The 11,896-nt window shown below is 46.3% G+C and carries 14 protein-coding genes; 11 read left to right on the top strand and 3 right to left on the bottom strand.

The window, feature by feature from the left end; translation table 11 throughout:
* Window positions 1-83 precede the first annotated feature (83 nt).
* A complete protein-coding gene (locus AD710_RS17600; RefSeq protein ID WP_016936656.1) occupies window positions 84-509 on the bottom strand; it encodes an SDR family NAD(P)-dependent oxidoreductase in 426 nt (141 codons plus the stop codon).
* A 317-nt stretch (window positions 510-826) separates the two neighbouring features.
* On the opposite strand from AD710_RS17600, the gene phyC reads away from it, so the two are divergent.
* Window positions 827-1,978: a 3-phytase gene (phyC, locus tag AD710_RS17595; protein ID WP_049628647.1), complete on the top strand. Its 1,152-nt coding sequence runs from the start codon at window positions 827-829 to the stop codon at window positions 1,976-1,978.
* A 49-nt stretch (window positions 1,979-2,027) separates the two neighbouring features.
* On the opposite strand, the gene AD710_RS17590 is transcribed toward phyC, so the two are convergent.
* A complete protein-coding gene (locus AD710_RS17590) occupies window positions 2,028-2,984 on the bottom strand; it encodes a CgeB family protein (RefSeq protein WP_049628646.1) in 957 nt (318 codons plus the stop codon).
* Between the two features lie 6 nt (window positions 2,985-2,990).
* A complete protein-coding gene (locus AD710_RS17585; RefSeq protein WP_016936653.1) occupies window positions 2,991-3,422 on the bottom strand; it encodes a hypothetical protein in 432 nt (143 codons plus the stop codon).
* 208 nt (window positions 3,423-3,630) lie between these two features.
* Between AD710_RS17585 and cgeC the strand changes: the two genes are divergently transcribed.
* The 10 genes from cgeC to ablB all read left to right on the top strand — a co-directional run bounded on the left by cgeC (window position 3,631) and on the right by ablB (window position 11,893).
* A complete protein-coding gene (gene cgeC / locus AD710_RS17580; RefSeq protein ID WP_047474568.1) occupies window positions 3,631-3,930 on the top strand; it encodes a spore maturation protein CgeC in 300 nt (99 codons plus the stop codon).
* Window positions 3,931-3,993: 63 nt separating this feature from the next.
* Window positions 3,994-5,265, top strand: coding sequence for a glycosyltransferase family A protein (locus AD710_RS17575; protein ID WP_049628645.1), 1,272 nt, complete (start codon window positions 3,994-3,996; stop codon window positions 5,263-5,265).
* 38 nt (window positions 5,266-5,303) lie between these two features.
* Window positions 5,304-6,083, top strand: a complete 780-nt coding sequence (locus AD710_RS17570) for a GNAT family N-acetyltransferase (RefSeq protein WP_049628644.1) — start codon at window positions 5,304-5,306, stop codon at window positions 6,081-6,083.
* 76 nt (window positions 6,084-6,159) lie between these two features.
* Window positions 6,160-6,297, top strand: a complete 138-nt coding sequence (locus AD710_RS17565; protein WP_016936649.1) for a YjcZ family sporulation protein — start codon at window positions 6,160-6,162, stop codon at window positions 6,295-6,297.
* A 153-nt stretch (window positions 6,298-6,450) separates the two neighbouring features.
* A complete protein-coding gene (locus AD710_RS17560; protein WP_082197893.1) occupies window positions 6,451-6,861 on the top strand; it encodes an AraC family transcriptional regulator in 411 nt (136 codons plus the stop codon).
* Window positions 6,862-7,092: 231 nt separating this feature from the next.
* Window positions 7,093-8,424, top strand: a complete 1,332-nt coding sequence (locus AD710_RS17555; RefSeq protein WP_049628643.1) for an aspartate aminotransferase family protein — start codon at window positions 7,093-7,095, stop codon at window positions 8,422-8,424.
* Window positions 8,425-8,430: 6 nt separating this feature from the next.
* Entirely contained in the window at window positions 8,431-9,120 is a 690-nt protein-coding gene (locus AD710_RS17550) for a CoA transferase subunit A (RefSeq protein WP_016936646.1), read from the top strand.
* Window positions 9,105-9,800 (top strand): 3-oxoacid CoA-transferase subunit B, encoded by a 696-nt coding sequence (locus tag AD710_RS17545; protein ID WP_016936645.1) that lies wholly within the window; start codon window positions 9,105-9,107, stop codon window positions 9,798-9,800. The genes AD710_RS17550 and AD710_RS17545 overlap by 16 nt, the downstream gene beginning before the upstream one ends.
* Window positions 9,772-11,073, top strand: coding sequence for a peptidase (locus AD710_RS17540; protein ID WP_049628642.1), 1,302 nt, complete (start codon window positions 9,772-9,774; stop codon window positions 11,071-11,073). The genes AD710_RS17545 and AD710_RS17540 overlap by 29 nt, the downstream gene beginning before the upstream one ends.
* A complete protein-coding gene (ablB, locus tag AD710_RS17535) occupies window positions 11,051-11,893 on the top strand; it encodes a putative beta-lysine N-acetyltransferase (protein ID WP_049628841.1) in 843 nt (280 codons plus the stop codon). The genes AD710_RS17540 and ablB overlap by 23 nt, the downstream gene beginning before the upstream one ends.
* Window positions 11,894-11,896: the final 3 nt, after the last annotated feature.

Here is an 11,896-nt window from a genome sequence, read left to right as displayed (position 1 = left end):
AATTTGCTCAGCATTTATTGGAGGCTGCTTTGGAAAGGAGTGCAGAGTAAGCTTCTTTTTTTGATTTGTTTGTAGTCAGTATCTTAATAAACGGCTTTATCGGTACTGATATTAATCACATGCGCCACCTCTTGCAGCAAAGCGGCTTCTGCGACATTTTGTCCGCCGATAAGGTTGGTTTGAATGGCTTCAAACGGATGATCCTCACAAGTCGGAACCTGCTTCAGCGCAGCGGCGTGAAAGACAATATCAACACCTTTCATCACTTGGTTTACTCTTCTGTAGTCACGTACATCGCCGAGCACAAATGACAGTCTTTGTTCATCCGCGTATTTTTGTTTCATCACATATTGTTTGCTGTCATCTTTGCTGAATACAATGACTTCTTTAGGCGTTAAGAGCAAAAGGCGTTTAACAATTTGGCTTCCGATTGACCCTGTCCCGCCGGTGACGAGAACAGTTTTATCGTGAAAAAATGGTTTTAGCTCTACTGCTTGCTGTTTAGGCATGGCTTATCCTCCAACTCTCGTTTCTCTACCATGCATCATATGTTGAACAATTTCAGCGAGTTAATGAAAGCAACCAATAAATTAAAAATTAGAGGAAATCATTAATCTGATGCGCTTTCATTTCGCTTGATCCGATTAATAGAAAAAGAATTACTAACAAATCATTGTACTAAATATTCACTAGTAATTCTGCTCCCGTCTTTTTTCTTCTCTCAACACGCATTTTCACTTTCTTACAATTTTCACAAAAACTTAACACTGATGATCCTGTATGTATTTTACAATTGAAGTGCAGGTTTAAAAAAGGAGGAAGTAAAATGAATCATTCAAAAACACTTTTGTTAACCGCGGCAGCCGGACTGATGCTCACATGCGGTGCCGTTTCTTCTCAGGCCAAGCATAAGCTGTCTGATCCTTATCATTTTACCGTCAATGCGGCGGCGGAAACGGAACCTGTTGATACAGCCGGTGATGCGGCGGACGATCCTGCGATTTGGCTGGATTCCAAAACTCCTCAGAACAGCAAATTGATTACGACCAATAAAAAATCAGGCTTAGTCGTTTACAGCCTCGATGGTAAGATGCTTCATTCCTATAATACCGGGAAACTGAACAATGTTGATATCCGCTATGATTTTCCGTTGAACGGAAAAAAAGTCGATATTGCGGCAGCATCCAACCGGTCTGAAGGGAAAAATACAGTTGAGATCTACGCCATTGACGGAAAGAACGGCACATTGCAAAGCATTACAGATCCAAAAAATCCAATTGCATCAGCAATTGATGAAGTATACGGTTTCAGCTTGTATCACAGTCAAAAAACGGGAAAATATTACGCGATGGTGACAGGGAAAGAGGGCGAATTTGAGCAATATGAATTAAAGGCGGACAAAAATGGATACATATCCGGCAAGAAGGTAAGGGCATTTAAAATGAATTCTCAGACGGAAGGAATGGCAGCAGACGATGAATACGGCAGTCTTTATATCGCGGAAGAAGATGAAGCCATTTGGAAGTTCAGCGCCGAACCGGACGGCGGCAGTAACGGAACGGTTATCGACCGAGCCGACGGCAGGCATTTAACGCCTGACATTGAAGGATTGACGATTTACTACGCTGCTGACGGTAAAGGCTATCTGCTGGCATCAAGTCAGGGAAACAGCAGCTATGCCATTTATGACAGACAAGGACAGAACAAATATGTGGCGGATTTTCGTATTACAGACGGGCCTGAAACCGACGGCACTAGCGATACGGACGGAATTGACGTTCTGGGCTTCGGGCTGGGGCCAAAATATCCGTTCGGTCTTTTTGTCGCACAGGATGGGGAAAATATAGATCACGGCCAAAAGGCAAATCAAAATTTTAAAATAGTGCCATGGGAAAGAATTGCTGATAAAATCGGCTTCCGCCCGCAGGTCAATAAACAGGTTGACCCGCGAAAACTGACCGACAGAAGCGGAAAATAAACATACAAAAAGCAGCTTGGATAAGCTGCTTTTTCATGTGAAGAGTGTTTCATGAGAAAGTATCGGAGCGAATAGCCGTAAGCACGGCCGGAAGCTGGTCATACGTGTAAGCCGGCACTGTCTCTTGATAATTAAGTGCCGCAATTCGTTCACGTTCAGTTGGGTTTGTCATATAAAATTGGATCTTATCCGCAAAATCCGCAAGCCCGCTGTAAGAAACAAAGGATGAAAAAGGGGGCGCGGGAGATAGATCTGTCAGCTGAAATGTCTGACAGGCCGCAATGTCAAAGCTTCTCGTATTTAAACTGATATTTTGGATGCCGCGTCCATTCTGATTGAGCGCAAACCGGTAAGAACGGTGCGGGTTTAAGACCACGTCTGCGCTGTTGTAATACAATGCGGCATGTTCAGGTTCAATCCATTCATCCATTATGAGCACATTTTTCTGTCTGGCGATTGTTTTAGGCAGATGTCTGCGCCATCCCTTCCCGATGATACGAAGCGTATACGGAAGCTTCGCCGCTGCTTTCACGAGTTCAACACGATTCGGATACGGATATCCGATCAGAAGCAGATTGGTGTGAAGAGAAGCGTCAGGCGCTTGTTTCGTAAAAATCCGCTGATTAACGGGAATCGGGACATAATATACGTGCTGTAAGCCCATTTGCCGATAAGCATCAAGAGCGTTTTGTTCTATGGTCAAAACGGCATCGGCGAGCGGGGCGATTTTCGCGCTCACATCAAAATAAAAAGGGTCCTCCGTCAGCCATAGATAGACGGGAATCTGCTCTGTTCTCAGCCATTGAAGCCATTCTGACGGAATACGGTCGCCCGCCATCATCAGACTGATGTCAGGTTTGAATGCCCGTATGCTGCTGATTGTATCTTCCTGAAGCTCAGAAACAGAAAAAAAGCGGACGGAAGACTGTAAAAAACCTTCCTCGATCCAGCGGTCAAAATACGTGTAAATGCCTTTATATCCTGAACGGATATATAGAACGTTCATCTGCTGTTACGAAGTGAAGGTGACACTTTCGACTTTGTCAACGTCAAGCAATGTTGTAGCAGAGCCTGCCGGTGTAACAGAATTTTCCTGCGTAACATAAACAATTCCGTGAACTTCGTCAAAGAAAACAAATTGAACCGGACCGATCATGTCTCCTGAATCCATCACAATGCTGATAACAGTGCCGGGCTGAACTCTCGCAAAAATCCATCTCGCCGCTAATGAAATGCCGCTTCCTAAAACAGATTGAGCGCTGAGACTGTCTTGCGCAGCTGCTTCATCCACTTTTGCATCAATTGCCGATTCTAATAAATCTTTTATATTGTTTTCCACGTTATCTCCTCCATCTGTGCCGCTAGATAAAGCGCTGTTGTCAAATATAGGGTTCAAAAGAGTTTTCAATAGCTTCTTTTTGAGCTCTAAACGATCCTCACTCATGGGATCATACACCTCCTTTAACTATTTCAACCTCACGTTTATTCATATTCCTGATTGGTGTGATTGGTATAAGTCGAATGCCGTTTTGACGTATTTTTTTCATATTTAATAAAACCGCTGAATTTAGAATCAGGCTTTATCTGTCTATGCGGATTGCAAGCGTGCGACATACGTTGTATAGATTAAAAAAAGAAGGAGAGGAATTATTTTGGATTCAGAAGAAACTGTAAAATGCGGGGGTTTTGATGAGGAATTTCATCTTTTACTGCTGCTTCTTCTTTTGGTATCGCGTCAGCCGTCAGGAGATCAATCAGATTTGCGGCGTCAGCTTGTGATGGCAAAAGAGCTTGGAGTTCCTGTTTCACGTGTCAATCTGGTTAACGGCAGCACATTGCAGAACGTGATTGTCAAAGAAGTGCTGTCAGATTTGGCCGTTTTTCAAAATCCTCTCAATAATACAAGATCAAATGTCGCGATTTCAAGCATCGTCAGCTGGGGTGCTTTTTAATACCAGATATCAGGCTCTGTCATTTTCGGAGCCGTTTTTTATGTGTTCAGAAGGGGTGATGGGATGGAAAAGAAGATCTCGATTATCTTAACGAGTTACAACAAACCGTATCTCGTGAAACAGGCAATTGAAAGTGTGTTGCAGCAGACCTACAGCAATTGGGAGCTGTTTATAATGGATGATCATTCAAATGAAGAAACCTCGGCGGCCATCAGTACGTATATAAAAGATCACCGCATATACTATTACAACAGTTTTATCAATCCGGCTGAACGGCTGAAATCGACCCGGTATGCCGTTTTGATTAATGATGCGCTTACACGGATTAAAGGTGAATACGTCACTTATCTGACGGATGACACCGTATATCATCCGGATAGACTCAGCCGCATGGCGGAAACGCTTAATCAATGCACCGAATTTGATGCCGTCTATTCCAGTCAGAAGGTGGTGCATGTAAACGAGCGCGGAACAGAGCAATTCCACTTTTATCGTTTTGCTGATGACGTGCTTGACCAGGCTGCTTTTCTCGTTGATCACTGTTCAGTGATGCACAGGAAATCATTGCTTCGGTGTGTGAAGGAGAAGTACGGCAGTTTTTGGGACGAAGATGTCATGCATTGGAATCACGGAGACTCTGTTTTTTGGAGCAGGCTCAACACATTTACATCATTTCTGCCGATAAAAGAAGTGTTGGATACGACCTATAAAACACCCCACTCATTCCAGAATACGTATCAATCGCTTCCGTCAGAGCTGGTTGACGGGTCTTTTGTAAAGGGGACGGATCAGAAAGTATATCAGCTTGACCGGAATAAAAGAAAGCTTGTCAATGAGCGCTGGCGACCGTTATATGAAGGAAGAGCCGTCGTCATTCCGGATCCTTTTTTATTTCAATACGAGGAAGAGAACGCTGCCGGTATTCCGAATTTTCAGCTCGTCACGGATCAGTGTCATATCTATTTTGTAGAAGACGGGACGAAAAGGCTGATTGATCTTAACGCCTTTCGCTTTTACCAATTTAAACGACCCGGCATCCTGGCTTTAGAACGGGATGAAATCCAAGCGCTGCCGGACGGTCCGCCGATCAGATGGGAGAGATCGGGCTGTGTTCAGCATCTTCCCGGAAGAATGCTGTTTCGCATTGAACGTGAATTTTATGTTTATTTGAGAGGGGTTCTCCATCCGATCAGTCAGGATGTAGTGAAACGCTTTTTTGCGAATCAGAAGGCGGTACCCATTTCCTTTCAGCAAATTAAACAATTACCAATTGGAAAGCCGTTCTATCCGATGTACGATGAAATTATAAGAAATCTCAATATCACAAAAGGATGAGAGATGCAGTTGGATGTGTAAGGAAAAGGAGAGCTTTTATGACCGATCAATTTGCTAAAACCGAGAAACAATATATTGAGCTTACTTCCGGCATGCAGAGGTTCGAGCATTACACTGTGTATAGAGACCCTTTGCTGCCGCAGATTTTTTCACATAACTTTGTTCAGCTGCACCGTACATTTCCGTTAGACGGACTGCTTCCGTTTTTTGCGTCTGTTCCGAACATGCTTCAAACCAATTATATTCATGTGAAAGCGTCACCGGAGCACACATTTCCGCTTCTTTTGAAACAAACATTGGTAAAGCAGGGATACGTAGTGGAGGATGAACTGTTTTTTGCAAGGAAGCTGGAAAATGGGGACCGGCAGGCCGGACATCCTCTCACCGCTTGGGGAACGGAAAAAAGTCTTGCTGACGGGTCATCTATTATGAACATTTATGATGCCCTTTACATTGGCGAGGCGGCGGCCGAACAAAAGCTTCAGCGGAAATATCCTTTGTATAAGGACGGGACGGTTTTGCTTGTCGTGTGCTACAGCGATGCCTCCAGAACGATTCCGATCGGCTGCGGAGAGCTTTTCATCAACAAAGCGGATAAAACCGCCAAAATTGAAGAAGTTGCCATTCTGGATCAATTCCAGCGGAAAGGCTACGGGACGATATTGATGAACGAACTGATGGCTGCGGCGAAGCTGAACGGCATGGAAACCGTATACCTTGTGGCGTCCGGGATGGACGGTGTAAACCGCTTTTATGAGAAACTCGGCTTCAAAAGATTTCGGCGTGTGCATACAATTTTTCATTATTTTCTTACATAGATGGGCATTCGCATAAAACAATTGGGAGTTGGCCCGCATACAATGCCGTATATCGTAAGAAGAAAGGGTGATTCGGATGTACGGATACGGATATGGGGGATGCGGCAGTTATGGCTTTGGATACGGCGGCTGCGGAGGCGGAACCAGTACATTCGTGCTGATCGTGGTATTGTTTATTTTATTAATCATCGTCGGTGCGGCTTTTATTTGTTAGACTGAAAAAATCCTATAAAGAACATCAGCCTGCAGAGAACATCCTGCAGGCTTTTTGTTATGTTCATGTTGAAAGTCAGCTTGAAAAACATTTTAATACATATTACTTTTCTGAAATGTGAAAATAACGATTGAAGAATGACCTGAATCAAGAATTGCTTATTTCCGAAACGTCGGGGAGTATGGCGGAAAGCAAAATAAAGAACTTATGGAGTCTTTTAAAACTTGGGCGCAATTGAATAGCCTGCTTGATCATTCTGCTATTTTAGGAATTCCGCAAGATCATCCGAATCGTACGCCTCAAGAGAAATGCCGCTATGATGTTTGCGCTGTTATTCATCAAGATCATGTGCCTGAACCAGCACGGGTTGGTACATCTTCCGGAGGCAGATACGCTGTTTTCTTGCTTGATCATACGAAAGAGGCAGTCAGTGGATTTTGGAAAACTGTTTTTTCAGAGATCGAAAAAAATAATCTAATCGTAAGAGAACAGCCTATTATCGAAAGGTACACCTTTCAAAAAGTGAATGATCATTTGTGTGAAATATTGGTTCCCATACAGTAAAGAAGACGGGAATTTCCGCCTTCTGCTTATGCCGATTCCGATCAAAATGGCGGAGGTTTTGAGCTGAGCAGATAAATAGCAGAACTGAGAACGCTCTTCAGGCTGTCGGGACATCTCCGGCAGCCTGTTTTACAGAAAGGTAATTACTGCAAAAAAACTTTCTGAAGGATAAGAATGCCGTTATTCATCTGTTCATACAATGAAGCAAATGGGTTTTTGAGGTGGAAAGATATGGGGAGTTATTTAATCAAACCGGAGCTTGACGGGATCTATCCGACAGTCAGCCATGGAAAAGGATCATATGTGTATGATCTGGAGGGGAACAAGTATCTTGACGGGGCATCGGGAGCGGTCACTTGCAATATCGGCCACGGGACGGAGGATATTATACAAGCTTTAAAAGAGCAGCTTGACTCCGTTTCGTTTGTGTATCGCTCGCAATTCACCAGTGCGCCGGCAGAGGAGCTGGCTTTATTTCTGGCTGATCATTTGCCGGGCGGGCTGAATTGGTCATTTTTTGTAAACAGCGGCTCAGAGGCAGTTGAAACAGCGATGAAAATGGCCGTTCAATATTGGCAGGAAAAAGGCCAATACCAAAAATCCGTCTTTTTATCAAGATGGGGCAGTTACCACGGAATTACTTTGGGAGCGCTTTCATTATCGGGGTTTTATGAACGCAGATACCGTTTTACCCAGCTGCTTGAACGGTTTCCTGCCGTTTCAGCGCCGAATATGTACCGTTCTGAGCTGCAGGGAGAGGAATTTGTAAAAGCTGCGGCAGACGAGCTGGAAACGGCTGTTAAACGGATCGGCGCCTCATTTATCGCCGGTTTTGTCGCAGAACCGATTGTCGGAGCAGCCGGGGCTGCCATCACTCCGCCGGCAGGCTACTATGAAGCGCTTGAGGATGTCTGCCGCAAGCACCGTATTTTGTTTATCGCGGATGAAGTCATGACGGGGCTCGGAAGAACAGGACGGATGCTTGCTTCTGAGCATTGGGGAATCGTGCCTGATATCGCGGTGCTTGGAAAAGGGTTAGGCGCCGGTTACGCTCCGATTGCGGCAGCCGTTGCCTCTGATGACATCATTGAAACGATCAAGCGGGGCTCCGGGGTCATTATGAGCGGGCATACGTACAGTGCCAACCCATACTGTGCAAGAGCGGCGCTTGAGGTGCTTCGCTATGTCAAGAAACACGGGCTGCTTCAGCAGGCAGAGGAAAAAGGCGCAATACTGAGGCAGCAATTAGAACAAATCAAAGAGCGCAGCGGGGTGATCGGGGATGTCCGCGGAAAAGGCCTTCTGATCGGGGTGGAGTTCGTCAAAGATAAAACGACAAAGGAAGTTTTTCCGAAAAAACAGGCGTTTACAGAAAAAATGATATCAGAAGCAAAAAAACGAGGGCTGCTGATTTACCCTGCAAAGCCCGGCATTGACAGCGGCGAAGGAGACGCCGTTATCATCGCGCCGCCGCTCACGATTTCATATGCTGAGCTGGATGAACTGTCAGATCTATTTTCACTAGCTGCAGAAGAAGCAGAAAAAATGATGAAGAGGGATTGAACTGACATGTCTATTTTTCATAAAAAAATCGATATACATGAAGCAATTGCCGATGTCAAGGACGAATCTGTCATCATGTTCGGCGGTTTCGGGGGTGTGGGGTCTCCTCCGTCATTAATTGAAGCGATTTTAGAAAGCGGCGTTAAAGAGCTGACCGTCATCTGCAACGATGCCGGCTTTCCGGAAATCGGTATCGGCCCGCTTATCGTTCATAAACGGGTGAAACGGCTGATCGCTTCCCATATCGGTTCAAACCCTGTAGCGGGCAGACAAATGACTGACGGAACGCTGGAGGTGGAATTTTCGCCTCAAGGGACGCTTGCCGAACGGATTCGCGCAGGCGGAGCGGGGCTTGGCGGTATTTTAACGGATATCGGGATTGATAACGCAACCGTTTGCGAGAACAAAGAAACCGTAACGATTGACGGAAAGCCCTATTTAGTTGAAAAAGCGCTGACGGCTGATTTTGCTTTTGTGTCGGCACATACTGCTGATGAATTCGGGAATCTGACATATGACAAAACGGCGCGCAACATGAACCCTCTGATGGCGGCTGCGGCCGAAAGAACCTTTGCTGAGGCGGCAGAGATTGTGCAGGCCGGCGAACTTGACAGCGAGCATATTGTAACACCGGGCGTTTTTGTGGAGGGTGTCGTGCAAAGTGAAGGAGTGAAATGGAAATGGGCTTGGGAATAGCGGAAAGAGAGAGTATCGCAAGGCGGGCCGCCAGTGAAATTACCTCAGGCATGATTGTCAACCTGGGGATCGGCATTCCTTCTTTAGTGCCGAACTTTCTGCCGGCCGGCATGGAGGTGATGCTGCAGGCGGAAAACGGCGTTCTTGGGATAGGAGGAAGTCCCGAGCCCGGAGCGGAGGATGAACTCTTATGCAATGCCGCCGGATTTCCCGTCAGCACGGTAAAGGGAGCTTCATATTTTGATTCAGCTCTGTCTTTTGCCATGATCAGAAAAGGGCTGATTGATATTACCATTTTAGGCGCATTACAGGTCAGCCGGACAGGTGATCTCGCCAACTGGCTCGTCCCGGGGAAAAAAGTGCCGGGAATGGGCGGGGCAATGGAGCTTGCCCAAGGTGCGAAAAAAGTGGTTGTCGTCATGAGCCACACCGATCAGAAGGGCAGGCCGAAATTAGTCGAAAGCTGTTCATTGCCGCTTACGGCTTCGCGCTGTGCAGACCTCATTATTACAGAGAAAGCCGTCATCAGCATAGAGGATGGGACTTTTGTTCTTGAGGAACTGCTGAATGGCTCGACGATAGACGATGTCATCCAAACAACGGATGCCGAAATCAGATTGGGAGAATGTTTTCTTAAAAGGGGGCCTGTCCATGGATCAATTAGAAAAGAAAATTACTGAGTGGGCGGAAGAAAATGCGGCAAAAGCGGTAAGTCTGCTGAAACGGCTGATCGGGGAAAAAAGCACGTTCGGACATGAATTTAACGCACAGGCAGTCGTTTTAGAAAAACTGAGACAGTTTGACATGAATATTGATGTGTGGGAACCGAATGTCAAACAATTAAAAGAGCATCCTTATTTTGTATCGGAACGCAAAGACTTTCATGAAAGCCCGAATATCACCGCCATAAAGAAAGGAGCCGGCGGCGGAAGATCACTGATACTGAACGGACATATTGATGTTGTCCCGGAAGGAAATCCCGCCGCATGGACGTATGAACCGTTTACCGCTGTTGAAAAGGACGGCAAAATTTACGGCCGCGGTTCAACGGATATGAAAGGCGGCAATACAGCTCTCTTGTTTGCATTAGAAGCGCTTGAAGCCTGCGGGGTTACATTAAAAGGAGATGTTCTGTTTCAAAGTGTCGTAGATGAAGAGTGCGGCGGCGCAGGAACGCTTTCGGCGGTTATGAGAGGCTATAAGGCTGACGGGGCGCTTATTCCGGAACCGACTAATTTAAAGCTGTTTGTGAAGCAGCAAGGGTCTATGTGGTTCCGCATTACGGTAAGAGGATTGTCCGCACACGGCGGCACCCGCTATGAAGGGGTGAGCGCGATTGAAAAAAGCCTGCATGTCATCACAGCGCTTAAAGAGCTGGAACACGTCCGCAACGCCCGCATCACTGACCCGCTTTACCGGGATGTTCCGATTCCGGTTCCCATTAATATCGGCACCGTCCAAGGCGGAACGTGGCCATCTTCGGTAGCTGACCGTGTCGTGATAGAAGGCAGGTGCGGGATAGCTCCGGATGAAACGCCTGAAGCCGTAAAAGAAGAGCTCGCAAGCTGGCTCAAAGATTTGGAGTACCGGGATGAGTGGTTTAAACACCATCCGGCGGAAGTTGAATGGTTTGGAGCTCAGTGGCTTCCGAACGATCTCCCGGATGACCATCCGCTGATTTCCGCTTTGGAATCATCTTTTGAGAAAATGAAAGGGGAAAAACCGATACGTGAAGCGTCTCCGTGGGGAACGGACGGGGGGCTTTTGCATCATGCGGGGCAGACGCCGGTCATTGTTTTCGGGCCGGGAGAAGTCAAAGCGGCGCACCAGGCAAATGAATATATTGAAGTCCGGGCGTTAATTGATGCCGTCAAAATCATTTCTCTTTTTATGATGGAATGGTGCGGGGTAGCAGATGGGGGTGGCAGAGCTGATAAAGGAACTGAGGGCTGAAAGCGGATCGGCCGAGATTGATGCAGACCGTTTCAACGAGCGGATCAGGGTCATTCGTTATGACGGGCAGCCCGAGGCGCTTATCCCGGCTGTTTTGGCAGAAGCGAAGCAAGAAGGGGCCCAAAAGGTGATTTTCTTTGCCAAGCGCGGTGATGAGCCGGAACTTGTCAAGCATCTCTTTATTCTTGAGGGGGTCATAGACGGATATTACAATGGGCATGAGGCTGCTGTGATGGTGCGTTATTTATCAGAGAAACGGAGACAGTCTGATTCATATGTATCGGAAGATTCGACTGTTGACCGTTTATATGAGACACAGCGGCGGAAACTGACCGAGACAGAAAGCAAGCTTATATTCAGAAAAGCGGATGAAGATGATGCAGACCGCTTATCGCACTTATATAAACATGTTTTTCTCACCTATCCGACTCCTGTCTTTAACCCCCTTTATATAAAAAAAACAATGAGAGAAAACACCATCTATTATGCCGCCTTCGATCAGGAACGTCTTATCGGCGCGGCAAGCGCGGATCTCAATCCCGTATTGGGGCACGCTGAAATGACCGATTGCGCAGTTTTGTCAGATTACAGAGGAAATTCCGTAACGGCACACCTGTTTAAAGCCTTGGAGCAGGAACTTTCGGGCCGGGGAATCATTCATCTTTTTTCCTTGGCCCGTGCAGCCTCTTACGGGATGAATGCCGTTTTGTATCATGCGGGATACGGCTACAGAGGCAGGCTTGTGAACAACTGCCGGATTTCAGAAGGGCTCGAAAATATGAATATATGGTGCAAGACATTACGTTTCAGCCATTCATAAGGA

The sequence above is a fragment of the Bacillus sp. JFL15 genome, from assembly GCF_001184225.1.
Lineage (GTDB): Bacteria > Bacillota > Bacilli > Bacillales > Bacillaceae > Bacillus > Bacillus siamensis.
This window is presented reverse-complemented; position numbering and strand designations above follow the sequence as displayed.

What these genes read in the sequence shown, in the direction of transcription:
- AD710_RS17600 (WP_016936656.1), bottom strand. Translation starts at nt 509, where the DNA reads ATGCCTAAACAGCAAGCAGTAGAGCTAAAACCATTTTTTCACGATAAA.
- phyC (WP_049628647.1), top strand. Translation starts at nt 827, where the DNA reads ATGAATCATTCAAAAACACTTTTGTTAACCGCGGCAGCCGGACTGATG.
- AD710_RS17590 (WP_049628646.1), bottom strand. Translation starts at nt 2,984, where the DNA reads ATGAACGTTCTATATATCCGTTCAGGATATAAAGGCATTTACACGTAT.
- AD710_RS17585 (WP_016936653.1), bottom strand. Translation starts at nt 3,422, where the DNA reads ATGAGTGAGGATCGTTTAGAGCTCAAAAAGAAGCTATTGAAAACTCTT.
- AD710_RS17575 (WP_049628645.1), top strand. Translation starts at nt 3,994, where the DNA reads ATGGAAAAGAAGATCTCGATTATCTTAACGAGTTACAACAAACCGTAT.
- AD710_RS17570 (WP_049628644.1), top strand. Translation starts at nt 5,304, where the DNA reads ATGACCGATCAATTTGCTAAAACCGAGAAACAATATATTGAGCTTACT.
- AD710_RS17565 (WP_016936649.1), top strand. Translation starts at nt 6,160, where the DNA reads ATGTACGGATACGGATATGGGGGATGCGGCAGTTATGGCTTTGGATAC.
- AD710_RS17555 (WP_049628643.1), top strand. Translation starts at nt 7,093, where the DNA reads ATGGGGAGTTATTTAATCAAACCGGAGCTTGACGGGATCTATCCGACA.
- AD710_RS17550 (WP_016936646.1), top strand. Translation starts at nt 8,431, where the DNA reads ATGTCTATTTTTCATAAAAAAATCGATATACATGAAGCAATTGCCGAT.
- AD710_RS17545 (WP_016936645.1), top strand. Translation starts at nt 9,105, where the DNA reads ATGGGCTTGGGAATAGCGGAAAGAGAGAGTATCGCAAGGCGGGCCGCC.
- AD710_RS17540 (WP_049628642.1), top strand. Translation starts at nt 9,772, where the DNA reads ATGGATCAATTAGAAAAGAAAATTACTGAGTGGGCGGAAGAAAATGCG.